We start from the raw sequence: 21,410 nt of genomic DNA on the forward strand, positions 1-21,410 counted from the left end.
AAATGGGAGACATTATTGATATATATGGTTTATCACCATTGCAAAAAGGAATACTGTTTCATACTTTATACGATCAAGATGATGAACATTCTTTTTCTTATATTGTACAAGTAGGTTTCTTGCTCGGGGGGCAATTGGATGTTGCTACTTTTGAAAAGGCCTGGGAATATGTTATTCATCGACATGAGGTTTTACGTTCAGTATTTGTGTGGGAGGAAGTAGAAAAACCACTACAAGCGGTTTACCAACGTCTTCCTTTTACTATTCATCAAGAGGATTGGAGCGCCCATTCACACAAGGAAAGGGCGAAGAAATTACAACAGTTTTTAAATGCAGATCGTAGAAAAGGATTTTTATTGGATGAAGCACCATTGATGAGAGTCACTGCGATTAAAGAGGCAAAAGAGGAAACGAGAATTATTTGGACACATCATCATATTTTGCTAGATGGATGGAGTGTGTCATTGGTCTTTAGTGAAGTGATGGAAGTTTATCTCAAGATGATAAGGGGAGAATTATTGAATCTTCCTAAATCTCTTCCTTATAAAAAATATATCCAGTGGATAAATAAACAAGATCAAATTCAAGCAGAGGAATTTTGGAAAGAAGAATTAAAAGGGTTCTATGCACCTACTCCATTAGCAATGGAAAGAAAGGATCAAGGACAAGAGAAGGGCTATGGAGAGTGTGTTTATCAAGTATCTGAGGAACTTACTGAGAATTTACAAGAGTGGGTACGAAATAGTCGATTAACGTTGAATACGTTAGTACAAGGTGCATGGGCTTATTTGATGAGTAGGTATAGCGGTGAAAGTGACATCGTATTTGGCGTAACTAGTTCTGGACGTCCTACGGATTTAATGGGAGCAGAGAATATGGTAGGCCTATTTATTAACACATTACCTACTAGAATTCGATTAACGGATAATACATCAGTAGTAGATTGGCTTCGTAAAATACAGATGAAAGAAATGGAACGAAGACAATATGAGTATAATTCGTTGATAGATATTCAAGGATGGAGTGAGGTTCCGCGAAATAGCTCCTTATTTCATACCTTGTATGTGTTTGAAAATTATCCAATTCAAGGTGAGAGAAATGATGATTTAAGATTAATAGATGTTAAAAGCGCGGAACAAACAAATTATCCTTTAACGCTCATTGTAATGCCCGGTAAGAAAATTACTTTAAAGTTGATGTATGATCGAAGCTATTTTAATGAAGAAACAATAAATCGGATTCAGAATCACTTATTGCAAATACTAATTCAGATGACGAAGAGCCTAGATTCAAAACTCTTTGAAATTACTCATTTAACAGCGGAAGAACAGATACTGTTACTAGAGGAATGGAATCATACTCAAGTAAATTATTCGGCTGAAGGCATGATTCATACGATATTTGAGGAGCAAGTAAAAAAAACACCGGAAGCAATCGCGGCTATTTACGAAAATGAACAAATTACCTATAAAGAGTTAGAGAAGCGTGCGAATCAACTAGCTCATTATTTACAAAAGCATGGTGTAGGCCCAGAGTCTCTAGTTGGGGTATATATGGAACGTTCATTACAAATGATGATAGCGTTATTAGGGATTTTAAAATCAGGAGCAGCTTATGTTCCACTTGACCCTACTTATCCAGAGAGTCGGCTTCGATATATATTAGAGGATGCTGGAATCGAAGTACTAGTGACGGAAGAGAATTCTAAAAATTCGTTTGTATCTGAAAATATTGAAACGATTTGTATGAATAAAGATTACACTGCAATTGAAAAAGAAAAATCAACCCCATGTATAAGTGGTGTAACAGGAGAAAGTTTAGCGTATGTTATGTATACTTCAGGATCTACAGGGAATCCAAAGGGAGTAATGATTGAGCATCATTCAGTAATCAATTATCTAGAATGGATGCAACATAAATATCCACTTTCTGAAAAGGATGTGGTCTTGCAGAAAACGCCATTCTCATTTGATGTCTCTGTTTGGGAGTTGTTTTGGGGTATTCACGTTGGTGCAAGTGTATCTTTCCTACCTCCAGGTGGAGAAAAAGATCCTTCTATTATAGCTGAAGTGATTAAAAAACATCAGGTTACTATAGTTCAATTTGTACCTTCGATGTTATCTGTTTTCTTAGATTACTTCAATCGTATTGAATTGAACATGAATTGTTCGTCCGTACGCCATGTATTTTCTGGTGGGGAAGAACTAAGTTCAGGGTTAGTTAGACGATTTCAGCAGAAATGGAATTATAGTGGACAAGTGAAATTAACCAACTTTTATGGACCAACTGAAGCCACTATTTATGTGAATGCATTTGATATTCAGCCCAATCAAGAATTTGTTTCTATTGGGCAGCCAATACAGAACACGCAATTATATGTATTAGACCAAAATCAACGCCTGCAATCAATAGGAATTGAGGGTGAGCTATATATTGGTGGTGCTGGTTTAGCACGTGGATACTTAAATCGTCCGAATCTTACTGCTGAAAAATTCGTTTCGCATCCATTCCGATTTGGGGAACGACTATATCGAACAGGAGATTCAGTAAGATATCTAACTGATGGAAATATAGAATTTATAGGTCGAATGGACCATCAAGTCAAAATGCGTGGTTTTAGGATTGAATTAGGAGAAATTGAAGCGACTTTAGAAAAATGTTCGTTTATTAAAGAGGCTGTTGTATTAGTTAGAGAAGATCGTCCAGGTGATCAACGATTGGTTGCATATGTAATAAGCGATGGAAATACCCAAGAGTGGAGAGAGTATTTACAAAACCAATTACCGAATCATATGATTCCAGCGCACTTTGTAGAGTTAGAACACTTCCCGCTTACTCCGAATGGGAAAATTGACCGAAAGGCCTTGCCAGAACCTGATGAGCAAGCTATTGGAGATTTAAATGTTCTACCTCGGACGCCATCGGAAGAGCTTATTGCCTCGGTTTGGGGTCAAGTGTTAGGGACAGAAAATATTGGTATTCAAGATTCCTTCTTTGAACGGGGTGGGCACTCACTACTTGCTACTCAAATCGTCTCTCGATTGCAAGAATTGTTCCAAATCAAAATCCCATTACGTGAACTTTTCAAGCACGATACAGTGGCAGCATTGGCGAAACGATTAGATCAGTTACGAAAAGAAGATAAAAAACGAGAGGTTGCCCCCCTTGTACCTATGAAACGAGAAGAAGCTATTCCACTTTCCTATGCGCAGAAACGTCTATGGTTTATTGATCAATTAATGCCAAATAGTGCTATGTACAATATTCATGCAGCGTGTCGCTTAACAGGTAAATGGTCAATTGAAGCATTGGAGGCCGGATGGAATCAATTGTTGGAGCGTCATGAATCATTACGGACGATAATTCTAGAACAAGAGGGTGAACCTTTTCAACGGGTTCAATCTCATGTATTCAGACATATCCCTCAAACGAATCTAACAAATCTCTCTTTGGAAGATAGGGAAAGAGAAATGAAACGGCTCATTCAAAACGAAGTTGAGGAACCATTTCATTTTGGACAGGGTCATCTGATTCGAACACGAATATTGAAAGTGGACAGGGAAGAATGGATTCTTATTTGTACGATGCATCATATTATTTCAGATGGATGGTCAATGGGAATCTTACTTGAAGAATGGATGGCTTTTTATGAAGGAGCATTAAACGGCAAACCGGCGGAATTGAAGGAGTTATCTATCCAATATGCAGACTTTGTCATATGGCAGAAGGAATTGCAAAAAGAAGAGAATTTGAATCAGCACCTTCAATATTGGAAGGAAGAATTGTCTGGGGAACTACCGGTTTTACAATTACCGATGGATCGTCCTAGACCTGCAGTTCAAACCCATCGTGGTGCAAGTCAGTCTTTAATAGTGGCGAATTCCCTACAGGAAAAGCTCAAAGATTTAAGTCTGCAAGAAGGATGCACTTTATTTATGACATTGATGGCAGCGTATCAAAGCTTCCTTTCTCGTTATACAGGACAGGACGACATCTTGGTTGGAAGCCCGATCGCTAATCGAAATGTGAAAGAGATTGAGGGATTAATAGGTTTCTTTGCAAATACGTTGGTTTATCGAGCTGATTTCAGCGAAAATCCGACGTTCCAAGAACTTTTGTCGCAGGTAAGAAAAAAAGCACTAAAAGCATACGAGTATCAGGACATCCCATTTGAGAAAGTGGTAGAATCTGTAAAGCCGGAACGGAATACAAGTCATTCACCAATATTCCAAACCATGTTTACTTTACAGAATACGAAACAAGAGTTTCTTCAGCTATCTGAAAGACAAATGGAACTCATGGAAAGCCATGTTTCTGTTGCAAAGTTTGATTTGAGTTTATTTGCTTCTGAGACGGAAGAAGGATTATCACTAACCTTTGAATATAATACTGATTTGTTTAATGATACAACCATTGAACGTATGGTAAGTCATTTTGAACATTGGCTAAATCAAATTGCCTCTTATCCAAAATGTTTACTATCAGAATTGAATATGTTATCGAAAGTAGAATATAGGCAACTACTAGAGGAATGGAATGAATCAGCTGTTATAGATATACAAGAAGGCACGATTCATACAATGTTTGAAGAACAAGTGGAAAAAACACCAGAAGCAATTGCAGTAGTGTGCGAAGATGAAAAACTAACATATCGAGAGTTGGACGAACGCTCGAATCAGTTGGCACATTATTTACAAAAAAATGGTGTAACATGCGAATCATTAGTTGGGATTTGCGTTACACGTTCATCCGCGATGATTGTCGGTCTCTTAGGAATTATGAAGGCTGGAGGAGCATATGTCCCCATTGATCCAGCGTATCCGAAAAGTCGACTGCAGTACATTTTAGAAGATGCTCAAATAAAGGTACTGGTGACACAGGAAAAGTTACAACAAAAAATGGTTATACCTAAATTCGTCAACGTCATTTGTATTGATCGTAATCGAGTAGAAATAGAACAAGAAGTAACTACGGTATGTACGAGTGAAGTGACGGGCGATAACTTAGCTTATATTATCTATACTTCAGGTTCCACTGGAAATCCAAAGGGAGTAATGATTGAGCACAGGAATACAGTAACAATGATTCATTGGGCGCATCAAACGTATTCCCGAAAGGAATTAGCGGGAGTATTAGCTTCAACTTCACTATCTTTTGATTTATCCGTTTTTGAAGTATTTGTTCCCTTAACGATGGGTGGTAAGGTGATTGTCGCTGAAAATGCTCTACATCTAGACAAGTTGTCTACCAAAGGTGTGACTTTGGTTAATACTGTGCCATCGGCAGCAAAGGAACTGGTTCGAGCAAAAACAATTCCTTCTTCAGTAAAGGTAATGAATTTGGCTGGAGAACCGTTACCATATCCACTTGTTCAAGATTTATACGAGAGAAGTACGATTGAGAAGGTGTACAACTTATATGGACCGTCCGAAGATACTACGTATTCCACGTATATGGAATTAGAAAAGGGTGTCATGCATAGGGTACCACCAATTGGTAAACCAATCTTCAATACAGAAGTATATGTACTGAGTGCTGAACAAAAAATGGTCCCAATTGGTGTAGTTGGTGAGCTGTACATTGGTGGATCAGGGTTAGCACGTGGATATTTAAAACGCCCTGACTTAACGAAAAATCGATTTATACCGCATCCGTTTAAAGAAGGCGAGCGAGTATACCGGACTGGAGATCTAGTAAGGTATTTGCCGGATGGAAATTTGGAGTATGTTGGACGAATTGATTATCAGGTGAAAATTCGTGGGTTCCGGATTGAATTAGGAGAAATTGAAGCGGCATTACAAAAGCATACATTAGTTAACGAAGCTATTGTGATGGTGCGGGAAGATTATCCTGGCGATCCACGTTTGATTGCTTATGTTGTAGGGGACGGAGATGCTCAAAAGTGGCGTGATTATCTCAAGGATCAACTACCAAATTATATGATTCCAGCCTATTTTGTTGGATTAAATGCATTTCCACTTACTCCTAATGGGAAAATTGATAGGAAGGCCTTACCAGCACCAGAGAGACAGGAGATAGCAAGTGGTTATATTGCTCCTCGTACGTCTACGGAAAAAACAATCGTTTCGATATGGCATGAAGTTTTAGGTATGGAAAACATCGGAATTCAGGATTCGTTTTTTGAAATTGGTGGCCATTCACTACTTGCTACGCAAGCTGTTTCCAATCTTAAAGAGGCTTTTGGAATCGAGATACCATTGCATGATTTATTTATGTTTCATACGGTGCAGCAATTGGCAGAACAGATTGATCAATTGCTCGATAACAAAAATCAAGAAATGCAGAATGATAGTAAGGAGAATGTAAGTCTTCAAGACTATATTCAAAAAGAAGCAGAAGTGAGTAATGATGAAGAATTACTAGAACTGCTTAAGCAATTAGAAGAGCTATCAGAGGAAGAAGCACAAGGGATATTCGAGAGTAATTTGATTGAGGAAGGGGTAAAAAAATGAGAAGTGATTTACTTGCAAAGCTGAGTTCACTTTCTCCTGAGAAGAGAGCATGGCTTCAGAAGCAAATGCAAAAAAAGGAGAATAAAGAAGCACTCCCGTTGTCTTATGCACAACAACGTTTGTGGTTTATGGACAGATTTAATCCGAACAGTTCTTTATATAATATTCCAACGGTATGGCATCTAAAAGGAAATTGGATACCCGAAGCATTAGAAAAGGGATTCAATCGACTCATTGAACGTCATGAATCATTACGAACTGTTTTTAAAGAAGTAGGAGAACAACCTGTGCAACAAATTGTCGAATTCCTTCCTAAAGCATTACCTGTAAGAGATTACTCTCAACTTCCTCTAGAAGTAAAAGAAAAAGAGGTAGATAGTTTAATTGCGAGAGAAGCGCAAGAACCATTTGATTTAATGAATGGTCCTTTAATTCGTAATCAGCTTGTTCAATTAGAGAAGGATGAATGGTTATTACTGTGTACGATGCACCATATTATTTCTGATGCTTGGTCCATTGGTATATTCATGAATGAATTACTTGCTTTCTATGAAGAAGAAACGTGTGGAAATCCTGCTAAATTAAGTTCATTATCTATTCAATATGCAGACTTTGCGAAGTGGCAAAAGGAGTGGTTGCAAGGTGATGTGCTAAATCGTCAGCTTACGTATTGGCAGGAAGAATTGTCTGGTGAGCTTCCTATCTTACAACTGCCAGTGGATCGACCTCGACCGGTTAAGCAGACTTACTCTGGGGCTACGCATCATGTGATTTTTCCTTATAAATTGCTCAGTCAATTGAAGGATATAAGTCGACAAGAAGGATCTACTTTATTTATGACTTTAATGGCCGCATACCAGAGCTTTCTTGCTCGTTATACGGGACAAAAAGATATTCTAGTCGGTAGTCCGATTGCGAATCGGAACCATAAGGGAGTAGAAGGATTAATTGGTTTCTTTGTTAATACGTTGGTTTACCGATCAGATTTGAGTGGTACCTCTACTTTTCGGGAGATTTTGAACCAAACAAAGAAAAAGGCGTTAAAAGCTTACGAATATCAAGATATACCATTTGAAAAAGTGGTAGAAGCTGTGCAACCTGAACGAAGCATGAGTCATTCCCCTATCTTTCAGACCATGTTTACGCTACAGAATATAAAACAAGAACGACTAGATTTGCCTGGTAGAAGTATTGAAATGGTAGAAAGTAATATGTCTATTGCTAAATTTGATTTGAGCTTAACTGCCTATGAAGTGGAAGAAGGTCTATTTGTCTCATTTGAATACAACACGGATTTATTTGATAGTAGTACCATTGCACGTATGGCAGGCCATTTTGAGAACTGGCTAAATGAAATCACGTATCATCCAGATGAATCATATACAAAGCTGTCAATGTTATCGGACACTGAGCAGAAACAACTCCTAGAAGAATGGAATGATACGGACGTAGTTTATGGTCATGATTGTATGATTCATGAGCTATTTGAGCAGCAAGTTGCACGGACACCTGATGCAGTGGCGGTAGTTTATGAGGGTGGAAAGCTAACGTATCAAGAACTCAATGAAAAATCGAACCAATTGGCACATTTTCTACAGAAACGAGGTATCGGACCTGAATCATTGGTCGGTATATGTATTGAACGTTCTCCTGATATGATTATCGGTCTCTTTGGGATTTTGAAAGCAGGTGGGGCTTATGTCCCACTGGACCCAAGTTATCCCGAAAACCGCCTGAGATACATTTTGGAGAATTCACAAATTCAAGTGCTGTTAACAAAAGAGGCACTACAGGACTGGTTACCTAAAGATATTCAAGTAATTTGTTTAGAGCGGGATCGAGTAATGATTTCTAAAGAGAGTAATTTAGCTCCAGTGAGTGGAGTAACAGCAAATAACTTAGCCTATATCATATACACTTCGGGTTCGACGGGAAATCCAAAGGGGGTAATGATTGAACATCATTCCGTTATAAACCGCCTACAGTGGATGCAGAAAAAATATCCATTGTCCGAGGAGGATACAATCCTACAAAAGACACCGTTTTCGTTTGATGTTTCTGTCTGGGAATTATTTTGGTGGTCATTTGTAGGAGCACGTGTTTGTTTGCTTCCACCAGGAGGAGAGAAAGATCCTGCGGTGATTGAGGAGTATATTGAACGATATCGTGTGTCCACCATGCACTTTGTTCCGTCGATGTTATCTACTTTCTTAGATTATATGGAACTATATAATTCGAAAAGGGATGTATCGTCTTTAATTCAAGTTTTTACTAGTGGAGAAGCGTTAAACACTGAGCAGGTTCGCCGGTTTAAGGGGATCTTTTACAATGTTCAGCAAACAAAGTTAATTAACTTGTATGGTCCTACTGAAGCGACTGTGGATGTGACTTATTATGATTGTGATTTAGAAAAAGAACCAATGCTTATTCCGATTGGTCGTCCGATTGATAATACAGAGTTGTATGTGTTAGATCAATATCAACAAGTGGTCCCTATTGGTGTGGCAGGGGAACTTTACCTTGGAGGAGTAGGATTGGCACGTGGCTACTTCAATCGACCAGATTTAACTACTGAACGTTTTATTCCGCATCCCTTTAAGGACGGGGAACGATTATATCGAACGGGTGACCTGGTGAGATATATGAATGATCGTAACTTAGAATATATTGGAAGAATAGATAACCAAGTCAAAATTAGAGGATTCCGAATTGAATTGGGAGAAATTGAAGCAGCTTTACATGATCACTCATCTGTAAAAGAGGCAGTCGTGTTGGTGAGGGAAGATCGACCAGGAGATAAGCAGTTAGTAGCTTATGTAGTGGGTGAAGGAGATACTGGAGAGTGGCGTGAATATCTCAAGAAGCAATTGCCACATTATATGGTTCCGGCATACTTTTTCCAAATTGAAGGTATGCCACTCACCCCAAATGGTAAAGTGAATCGGAAAGCCTTACTGGAATTAGAAGAACAGTTCATAAGTGAAGATATTACTTCATCACGAACACCAGTGGAGGAGCTCATCGTTTCCGTTTGGAGCCAAGTGTTAGGTATAAAAAATATTAGTGTTCAGGATTCCTTTTTTGAAATCGGTGGTCACTCACTACTAGCTACTCAAGTAGTGTCACGTTTACAGGAAATCTTTCAAATCGAATTACCAGTACGTGAACTATTTGAATATACAACGGTGGAGTCACTGGCAAAGCGATTAGATCAGTTACGTAAAGGAGATAGAAAACGAGAGATTCCGCCACTAATACCGATGGAACGAGGAGAAACTATTCCACTATCTTATGCCCAACAACGCTTATGGTTTATTGATCAATTTACACCTAATAGTGCTCTTTACAATATGCCAATGGTATGTCGCCTTACAGGGAATTGGCTACTTGAAGCATTGGAAACGGGATGGAATCAACTAATAGAACGTCATGAATCACTGCGGACGGTCTTTGACGAAGTGAACGGTCAACCCGTACAGCAAATTGAACCGTATGCTTTTCAATCAATTCCGAAAACGGATTTAACTATGCTTTCTTCTGAAGACCGAGAAGAAGAAGTTAAACGTTTAATTCAACAAGAAACAGAAGTGCCATTTGATTTAACAGAGGGTCCATTAATCAGGGCAAGTTTTTTGCACGTGGGAGAGGAAGAATGGATTCTCCTTTGTACTTTACATCATATCATTTCAGATGGATGGTCAATGGGAGTCCTACTTGAAGAATGGATGGCATTCTATGAGAAAGCAACTGATGGAAAGGTAGCAGAAATTGAACCATTACCGGTTCAATATGCCGACTTCGCTCAGTGGCAAAAAGGATGGCTGAAGGAGGAAGTGCTTGATCAACAACTCCAATATTGGAGGGAAGAATTGTCTGGGGAGCTTCCTGTACTCCAACTTCCTACGGATTGCCCGCGTCCCGTAATACAAACTCATCACGGGTCGACATACACTCTGGTTTTGCCAAGCATGCTACATGATAAATTGAATGAACTTAGTCGAAAAGAAGGGGCTACACTCTTCATGACGCTGTTGGCTGCATATCAAAGTTTTCTATCTCGTTATACGGGACAAGAAGATATTCTGGTCGGAAGTCCAATTGCGAATCGGAATTATAGAGAAATTGAAGGACTAATTGGTTTCTTCGTTAACACGCTGGTTTATCGAGCTAATTTGAGTGGTAGACCGACATTTCAAGATGTACTGTATCAGGTTCGTCAAAAGGCATTGAAGGCGTATGAATATCAAGATATCCCTTTTGAAAAAATTGTAGAAGTTGTGCAACCAGAGCGAAGTACAAGTCATTCGCCAATCTTCCAGACTATGTTCATCTTGCAAAATATGAAACAAGAGTTTCCGGTGTTATCTAGTAGAAGTATTGAAATGATAGAAAGTCATAGTCCAATTGCAAAGTTTGATTTAAGTGTAATGGCAGCTGAGACGGAAGAGGGATTACTTTTTACTTTTGAGTACAATAAGGATTTATTCAATGCTACTACTATTGAACGGATGGCAGGACACTTTGAGAAATGGCTACATGAAGTTTCTCATTGCCCACAAAATCCGTTGCATGACCTGAGCATGCTATCGGAACCCGAGCGTACTTTGTTATTAGAAACATGGAATGACACTGTAATGGAAATGTCCCATCAGGGTCTTATTTGCGACAGATTTGAGGAGCAAGTAGCAAGGCGTCCTGATGCGATTGCGGTAGTTGATCAAACAAAACAGTGGACTTATAGTGAACTGGATACACAAGCAAATCAGTTGGCAAATGTTTTACAGCGAAAGGGAGTAGCTCCAGAGTCAGTCGTGGGAGTTTATCTTCCGAGGTCAGCTGAGCTCATGGCAAGTTTACTAGGCATATTAAAAGCTGGTGGAGCTTATGTTGTTTTAGATCCGTTGTATCCAAAATCAAGGTTAGAATACATGATTGAAGATGCAGGAATTCAATTTGTAGTGACGGCGGAAGGACAAGAAGGCCATTTCGCACACGTCGAAATGGTGAGGTTAGAAGAATTAACGGTGGAAAGCGTAATCGCACCTACACGTCAGATAAATCCAGAGAACTTAGCCTATATTGTCTATACCTCTGGTTCTACAGGAAAACCAAAGGGTGTCATGGTTGAATATCGCTCATTCATGAATATGGTTTCTTGGCATCAAGAAGTTTATCGTATTTCAGCAGAGGATCGTGCGACTCAGATTGCGGGGATTGCTTTTGATTCGGCTGTCCAGGAGATTTGGCCGTATCTAACTGCTGGTGCAGCACTCTACTTGTCAACAGAGGAACTGAGAATTAATCCAGAAGCACTAAGGGACTGGCTCATTGATTCACGAATCACAGCTAGTTTTGCACCTACGCCTATTCTGGAAAGACTCTTGAAATTATCTTGGCCAGGTAAAACGGATCTTCGTTTTATCATTACCGGCGGGGATCAATTAACGCAGTATCCATCTAACGATATTCCTTTTGCGGTAATTAATCAGTATGGTCCATCGGAAAATACAGTCGTTACCACAGATTGTTATGTACCTGTAGGAGTGACAACAGGTACGCCATCGATTGGTCGACCGATTGCGAATACAGAAGTTTATGTGTTAGATTCTCATCTTCAGCTAGTACCAATTGGTGTAATTGGAGATCTCTATATTGGAGGGAAGAGTCTTGCACGTGGATATGCTAATCGTCCGGATCTTATAAAGGAAAAATTTATTCCACATCCTTTCAAGTCAGGAGAACGTCTCTATTGCACAGGAGACAAAGCAAGTTATCTTTCTGATGGTAATCTCCAGTTCCATGGACGTATAGATGACCAAGTGAAAATTCGTGGTTTCCGGATTGAATTGGGAGAAATAGAAGCTGTTTTGCAGGCGCATTCTTCTGTGAAAGAAGCAGTTGTATTGGTACGAGAGGATAATCAAGGTGATAAGAGATTAGTAGCTTATGTAGTTGGTGAAGGAAGTGTCCATGAATGGCGAGAATATCTACAAACACATTTACCTAATTACATGGTTCCAACAAACTTTATTGAGATGGAATTTTTACCACTTACACCGAATGGAAAACTTGATTTGAAGGCATTGCCTATACTTAGTGAACAATCCGCCGAAAATACTGTCTACCCACGAACTCCGCTGGAAGAACTTATCGCTTCAGTGTGGAGTCAGGTGCTAGGAATAGGAGACATGGGTGTTCAGGATTCTTTCTTTGAGCTTGGTGGTCACTCTCTACTTGCTACACAAGTGGTCTCACGCTTACAGGAAGTCTTTCAAATCAAATTGCCAGTACGTGAACTGTTCGAATATTCAACGGTCGAGGCATTATCGAAACGAATGGATCAGTTACGTAAGGGGAGCGAAAAACGAGAAATTCCACCATTGGTGCCGATGGAACGAGGAAATAATATTCCACTATCTTATGCCCAACAGCGCTTATGGTTTATTGATCAATTTGCACCTAATAGTGCACTTTATAATATGCCAATGGCATGCCGCCTTACAGGAAATTGGTTACCTGAGGCATTGGAGTTGGGATGGAATCAGTTGATAGAGCGTCATGAATCTTTGCGGACTGTATTTTATGAAGAGGATGGCCATCCTGTGCAGCAGATTCAACCGTATATTTTCCGTCCGCTTCTGCAAATGGACTTAACTAAGCTTTCATTAGAGGAGAGAGAAAGAAAGTTGGAGCAATGGATTCAAACTGAAGTCGAATCTCCATTTGATTTAGAACAAGGACCATTGTTCCGTGGGAAACTCATAAGAATTTCAGAAGAAGAATGGGTTCTTCTGTGTAATATGCATCATATTATATCGGATGGATGGTCGATGGAAATCTTGCTTCAAGAATGGATGGCATTTTATGAGAATGCGATTGGTGAAAAACAAGCAGAGCTGGAACCACTACCAGTTCAATATGCCGATTTTGCGCAGTGGCAAAGAGAATGGTTGAAAGATGAAGTACTATATCAACAGCTTGCATATTGGAAGGAAGAATTATCTGGTGAGTTACCAGTCTTAATGTTGCCAATGGATCGTCCGCGTCCGCCAGTGCAAACCCACCATGGATTAACTCATAATGTTTTGTTGTCACGCTCATTAATGGATAAATTAAACGAACTAAGTCGTCAAGAAGGGGCCACACTTTTCATGACCTTATTGGCATCGTATCAAAGTTTCCTTGCTCGTTATACGGGACAAACGGATATTATTGTTGGCAGCCCAATTGCAAATCGAAATTATCGAGAAATTGAGGGGCTAATTGGTTTCTTTGTCAACACCTTGGTTTATCGAGCTGATTTAAGTAATGCACCGGCATTTCAAGAGTTGTTGTCTCAAGTGCGGATAAAAGCATTGAAGGCGTATGAGTATCAAGATGTTCCGTTTGAGAAAATTGTAGAGGTTATCCAACCTGAACGAAATACAAGCCATTCTCCGATTTTCCAAACCATGTTTACTTTGCAAAATACGGGACAAGAGCTACCAGAACTACATGGAAGAAATATAGAAGTAATGGAAAGTAACGCTCCAATCGCTAAGTTTGATTTAAGTTTAACTGCTGCAGAAGTGGAAGAGGGTTTATTACTTACTTTTGTTTATAGGACTGATTTATTTGACAGCTTAACTATTGAATCTATGGCCGAACATTTTGGAAACTGGTTGAATGTAATCGTGGAGAATCCTGATAAATCATTAGCTAAGTTGCCTATATTATCAGGATTACAGCAAAAACAGTTGGAAGAGTGGAATAATGATGCTGTAGCATATCCACAGGAAAGTACGATTCATCAGCTGTTTGAAGAGCAAGTAAATCGTACACCTGACGCGGTGGCAGTGGTAGATGAAAACCAGCAGTTAACGTATCGAGAGCTCAATGAAAAAGCTAATCAATTGGCCCACTATCTTCAGCAATGCGGGATTGGGAATGAATCATTGGTTGGACTTTGCTTTGAGCGTTCAGTTGAGATGATTGTTGGTATTTTGGGGATTTGGAAGGCTGGAGCAGCATATGTTCCATTGGACCCATCATATCCAGAAAGTCGCCTACGATATATTTTGGAGGACACTGGAATTCAAGTATTAGTTACGAACGAGTCATTAGAAGGCTGGATACCTAAAGAGGTCAAGATAGTTTGTCTAGATAGAGATCAAGCAATGATTTCACAAGAAAGCATTCTTTCACCAAAATGTGAAGTAATAGGAGAAAATTTAGCATATGTTATTTATACTTCGGGATCGACGGGGAATCCAAAGGGTGTCTTGATACAGCATCATTCTGTAATAAACTTGTCGCATGGTTTACAAAAAGAGGTTTTCAAACATGAGATACCATCTAACATGCATGTCGGTTTAAATGCGTCAATTGCCTTTGATGCATCTATTCAGCAATTACAAATGCTGTTGTATGGTTCAAGTTTGTATATTATTCCGAATGAAGTACGAAGTGATCCGGAGCAGTTTGTAGCTTATATTAGGGAGAACAAGTTAGAAATCTTTGATATAACACCTTCATTGCTTCAATTACTTATAGATGTCGGATTGTTAGAAACGTACGATGACGTTCATGTTCCAAGTAAGGTATTGGTTGGTGGTGAAGCGATTATGCCGTCATTATGGGAACAGCTAGTAGAGACTGATAAAATTGAGTTTTATAATGTATATGGTCCTACAGAATGTACGGTTGATGCAACATGCTATCATATCAAAAAAGATAGTAAGAGAGTAACGATTGGGCGTCCGTTGCCTAACGTTCAAACTTATGTATTGGATAGAAATTGGTTGCCAGTTCCAGTTGGTGTGATGGGTGAACTTTATATCGGAGGAGCAGGTCTAGCAAGGGGATACTTGAATCGACCAGAGTTAACATCCAAACGATTTATTTCTCATCCATTCAAAGAAGGCGAGAGGTTATATAGAACAGGCGATCTTGTGAGATATCTTTCTGACGGAAATATAGACTACTTAGGAAGAATGGATAATCAAGTGAAGATTAGAGGATTTCGAATCGAACTTGGGGAGATTGAGTCGACTTTACAGGAGCATGACTTGGTAAAAGAGGCAGTTGTAATAGTTAGGGAAAATCAGTCGGGGGATAAGAGGTTAGTAGCTTATGTAGTGGGCGAAGGCAGTTTAGAAGAATGGCGAGAGTATCTTAAAACAAAACTACCAATCCATATGATACCTTCCTACTTTGTCGAAATGAAAGAATTACCGCTAACCATAAATGGAAAGGTTGATCGGAAATCGTTGCCTATACCAGATTATCAAGGAATACAAGAAGGCTACGCGGCCCCAAGAAATGAACGTGAACATAAGCTTTCTATCATTTGGGAACGTGTGCTGGGTTCAAAACGTATTGGTATTTATGATAACTTTTTTGAAATTGGTGGAGATTCAATTCTTAGCATTCAAATTGTCTCTCGCGCGAAGCAAGCTGGTTTACAGTTGACACCAAAACAACTATTTGAACACCAAACGATTGCTGAGTTGGCGCAAGTAGTCAAAGAAGAACAAGGTGTACAAGCTGAACAGGGAATTATAACTGGAGAGACGATACTTACACCTATTCAGCAAAGGTTTTTTGCACAAAATCACCCTAACCCACATCATTGGAATCAATCCATGTTCTTTAGAGCGAAAGAGAAATTGGACATAGGATCACTGGAAAAGGCAGTGAGTAACCTTCTACTTCATCATGATGCCCTGCGTTTAAGATATGAACGTTTACCTGATGGGGCTTGGAAACAATGGAATGAAGGAATAGAAGAACAATTGATGCTGACTGTCATTTCATTAGACGAAGTGCCGGAAGTGGATTGGCATGAAGTTATTCAAAAAGAGATTAATATTGCACAAGAAAGATTGAATTTACATGATGGTCCTTTAATGAGAATGGTGTATTTTGATGAAGGTGAGAAGACTGGCCGATTATTTTGGACAATTCATCACTTAGCCGTGGATGGTGTTTCTTGGCGAATTTTATTGGAAGATTTGCAAACAGCGTATACGCAAGCAGTCCAAGGGCAGAAAATTCAATTACCTATGAAGAGTACATCTTTTAAAGAATGGTCGGAGAAATTACATCATTACGCTGAAACTGGAATATCAAAAGAAGTGCTACATTACTGGGAGCAGCAGTCTGAACAAGACGTAGTTATACTGCCGGTAGATGGTACTATAAGTAATCCAGTAAGCGCAGTAACTGAGGAAATTACTGTGGTGTTAAATGAGAATGAGACCCGTATGTTATTGCAAGAGACTTTAAGCACTCACCGTGTCCAAATCAATGAAGTATTATTAGCAGCATTGGTACAAGCTACGGCAGCATGTACGGGGCAGCCGATATTGAGCGTAGATTTAGAGGGACATGGCCGAGAAGAGATTATTGAAGATGTTGATTTATCGAGAACCGTGGGATGGTTTACAAGTATTTACCCAGTTCATTTAAATATTACTAGTGCTAATACGCCAATTGCAGCATTAAAAGCAGTTAAAGAACAAGTTCGCAAAATTCCTAATAAGGGTGTTGATTATGGGGTGTTGCGTTACATGAACGCAACAATGTGTGAGCAATTAAGCTCCCAATATACACCGTCTATTAGTTTTAACTATCTTGGACAATTTGACCAAATGTTTTCTAGCGATGCAATGTTTATTCCGGAGAACGAATTTAAGCGTTTAGATCATGCTGCCGGTTCCAAGCGATCGCATGTAATTGATGTAATTGGGGTTGTAACGGATGGAAAACTTCAGTTCACTTGGGTATACAATGTTGGACAATTTGCCAAATCAACGATTCAAAGTATTGCACAGAATATGCTATATCAACTGAGTAGATTGATTCGATCTTCAGATAGAGAATCTGCATTGACCATTTCGGATTTTGCAATGGCTAATCTTAGCCAAGAAGGTTTGACAAATGTACTAAACAAAATGCATCGCGGAAAGAACAATCAGATTACTGATTTATATCCACTATCACCTTTGCAAGAAGGTATGATTTTCCACACATTGCATGACCAAGGGGATGAACATGTTGCACCGTATATAGTGCAATTGAGTTTTATGATTCAAGGGAAAATGGATATTCCTACTTTTGAGCAGGCGTGGAAATCTGTAATTCAGCGGCATGAAATTTTTCGTACAGCATTTGTATGGGACGAAATTGAAGAACCTGTACAAGTGGTGTATGAAAATATCCCATTTAAAGTGAACAAAGAAGACTGGCGTACAATGACAAGTGAAGAGATAGAGGAAAAAAGAAAAGTCTTTTTGGCATTAGATCGAAAACAAGCCTTCCAATTTGATGAAGCACCATTGATGCGGGTAACAGTCATTCAAGAAGGTGAGGAAGAATATCGGATTGTTTGGACGCATCACCATATTTTACTGGATGGATGGAGTTTACCATTGGTCTTTAATGAATTACTTACAGTTTATCAGAAGAGAATGAATGGAGAAGCTGTGAAGTTACCTAAGTCCTCACCATATAAGAAATATATCCAATGGTTAAGAGAGCAAGATAAGGAGCAGGCGGAACAATTCTGGAGAGAGAAGCTAAAAGGTTTTACTGCACCAACTTTGCTGGGCTTAGAAAGTAAAGAGGAAGAAAAAGGTTACACAGAGAAGGTTACGTATTTATCAGAAGAGCAGACTCAAGCGTTACAAGGATGGGCGAAACGCAATAAACTTACTTTGAGTACAGTAATTCAAGGTGCATGGGCATATCTCATGAGCCGATATAGTGGAGAAAATGACATTGTCTTTGGTGTAACAAGCTCAGGGCGTTCTACGGAGATTATTGATGTTGAAAACATTGTAGGTCCTTTTATTACAACGTCACCGACGCGAATTCAATTGATGGATGATATAAAAGTAATGGATTGGTTGCAGAAGATACAAGAGGAAGAGATAGAAAGAAGACAATATGAGTATGCTTCTTTGACAGAGATTCAGGGGTGGAGTGAAGTTCCTAGAGGAACACCGCTGTTCAATAGTTTATATGTGTTTGAAAATTATCCAGTGAAAGAAGAGTCTTCAGAAAATCTGGAAATTGGTGAATTGGAAGGAGTAGAACAAACCCACTACCCATTAGGGTTTGCTGTAGTTCCAGGAATCCAGTTATCATTAAAGTTAATGTATGACCGTAGTAAGTTTAATAGAGTAACCATTGAACGAATGCTGGGTCATTTACACCAAGTGTTAATGCAAATGCTCAAAAACATTGATCAAAATCTATCGGAGCTAGTATATATTACGGAAGCTGAACAAAGAAAGCTATTGGAAGAATGGAATAATAACGCTATATCCTATCCACGTGAGAATGTAATTCATCAACTATTCGAAGAGCAAGTAAATCGTACACCTGACGCGTTGGCAGTGGTAGATGAAAAACAGCAACTAACGTATCGAGAGCTGAATGAAAGAGCTAATCAATTAGCCCATCATTTACAGAAATATGGAATTGGGACAGAGTCATTAGTTGGCCTCTGCTTTGATCGATCAGTTGAGATGGTTGTTGGTCTTATGGGAATTTGGAAGGCCGGAGCAGCCTATGTTCCATTGGATCCATCGAATCCGGAAAGCCGCCTGCAATATATTTTAGAAGACACAAGAATTAAAGTGTTAGTTACGAATGAGGTATTACTAGGATGGATACCTAAAGAAATCAAGACAATTTGCCTAGATAGGGACCAAGCAATGCTTTCTCAAGAAAGCAAACTTTCACCAATATGTGAGGTAACAGGGGAAAACTTAGCGTATGTTATCTATACTTCTGGTTCGACAGGGAATCCAAAGGGGGCTTTAGTACAGCACCATTCTGTAATAAACCTATCATATGGTTTACAAAAAGAAGTTTTCTCACATGAAATACCTAGTAATATGCGCGTCGGTTTGAATGCGTCAATTGCCTTTGATGTATCTATTCAGCAATTACAAATGTTGCTTTATGGTTCAAGTTTATATATTATCCCAAGTGAAGTTCGCACTAATTCGGAACAATTTGTGTCCTATATTAGGGAGAATAAATTGGAAATGTTTGATATGACACCTTCATTACTTCAATTACTTATAGATGGAGGATTGCTAGAAATAAGTGCTGATGTTCATGTACCAAGTAAGATATTAGTCGGTGGTGAAGCGATCATGCCGTCATTATGGGAACAGCTAGTAGAGACCGAAAAAATTGATTTTTATAACGTATACGGTCCTACAGAATGTACGGTTGATGCAACGTGTTATCATATTCAAACAGATAGTAAGAGAGTTACAATTGGACGTCCGTTGCCGAACGTTCAAACTTATGTATTGGATAAAAATTTGTTACCTGTTCCAGTTGGTGTAACAGGTGAGCTATATATTGGTGGTGCAGGTATAGCGAGAGGATACTTGAATCACCCAGAATTAACAGCAGAGCGATTCATCCGTCATCCATTTAATGAAGAAGAGCGTTTATATCGTACGGGAGATTTGGTTCGTTATTTACCCGATGGTAATTTAGATTACTTGAGAAGAATTGATAATCAAGTGAAAATTAGGGGCTTTCGTATTGAACTTGAAGAGATTGAAGCGAATCTAGAGAGGCATCCATTGGTAAAAGAAGCGGTAGTTTTGGTAACAGAAGATAAATTAGGAGAGCAGAGATTGATTGCTTATGTAGTTGGAGATGGAAGTATGCATGATTGGCGTGAATATCTCAAGACACAAGTACCGAATTATATGGTTCCCGCACACTTTATTAAGGTAGACGAGATTCCTCTTACAACGAATGGAAAAGTTGATCGAAAAGCATTGAACAATTTAACTATTCAAAGAGAAAATAACTTCTCTACATCAATCATTCCAAGGGATGAAATTGAATATCAGTTGATTAAAATCTGGCAGGATGTGTTACAGATAGAAGATGTCTATGTAAATGATGATTTCTTTAATAGAGGAGGACACTCTCTCCTTGTAATTAAATTAGTTTCAAAAATTAGGGAGAAGTTTGGAAAAGAGATTAAGGTGTCTACATTGATTAAGAATCCAACAGTGGAAGGAATCGCATGCCTTATTCGTGATAAGCATGATATGACGAAATCAGTATCAGCGCTGGTTCCACTACAAGAATCAGAAAAAAGACCTTTCTTCTGCATTCATCCGTTTATGGGGAATGTATTCTGTTACATTCAACTGGCAAGATTACTTAAGAACCATTGTTCATTTTATGGTTTACAGAATCCTCTTATAGAAAAGAAAGAAATTGACGAGTTGACCTTGCCGGAAGTAATTCAATTTTACATCGAAGAAATAAAATGTGTTCAGCCAGAAGGTCCATATCGTCTTGGAGGATGGTCTTTAGGCGGTGCAATTGCTTATAAAATCGCAACTGTACTAAGGAATCAAGGTGAGGAAGTTGAGTTGTTGGTACTAATGGATACAAAAGTACCTTCAGAGCAGGATTATAAAACAAGAGAGGATATGCTCTCATATATATATGAGCATTTCATTCCTAGAGATCTTACTGAGCAGGGGGAAGACCTCGTCCATGAACAAGATATGCTTGTAGAGCGATTAATTATGGAAGGAGTAATCCCGCCTGATGCAGATCTTATCAATTTGAAGCAAGTTATCAATGCTCATAGGAAATGCCTGAACATAATGGTAGAGCATGATTTAATACCATACTCTGGAGAAGTTCTCTACTTTAGTGCTGAGGAAGGAAAAGAGTTGTTTACAGATTGGGGACCTTTATTAAAAGGAAGAGTAAATAAGTATTCTGTCCCTGGATCGCATGAAGAAATAGTAGACTTCCCCGCAGTTGAAAAGATAGCTAAGTATCTATTAAATGAATTTGAAGGAATAAAAAGAACAGCCCTTTCATTAACGGAAAAGTAGAGAGCACAAAAGATGTAACGCTATGAACGAAAAGGCAGCCTAATACCTGCATATCAAG

The 21,410-nt window shown here is 39.0% G+C and carries 2 protein-coding genes; both read left to right on the forward strand.

Annotated features, from left to right (window positions below):
- The first annotated feature begins 2 nt into the window (after positions 1-2).
- Positions 3-6,473, forward strand: coding sequence for a non-ribosomal peptide synthetase (locus tag JFU23_RS27905; protein ID WP_201033285.1), 6,471 nt, complete (start codon positions 3-5; stop codon positions 6,471-6,473).
- A complete protein-coding gene (locus JFU23_RS27910; RefSeq protein ID WP_201033286.1) occupies positions 6,470-21,352 on the forward strand; it encodes a non-ribosomal peptide synthetase in 14,883 nt (4,960 codons plus the stop codon). The genes JFU23_RS27905 and JFU23_RS27910 overlap by 4 nt, the downstream gene beginning before the upstream one ends.
- Positions 21,353-21,410: the final 58 nt, after the last annotated feature.

The organism is Bacillus sp. TH50, from assembly GCF_016650565.1.
GTDB classification, from domain to species: domain Bacteria; phylum Bacillota; class Bacilli; order Bacillales; family Bacillaceae_G; genus Bacillus_A; species Bacillus_A mycoides.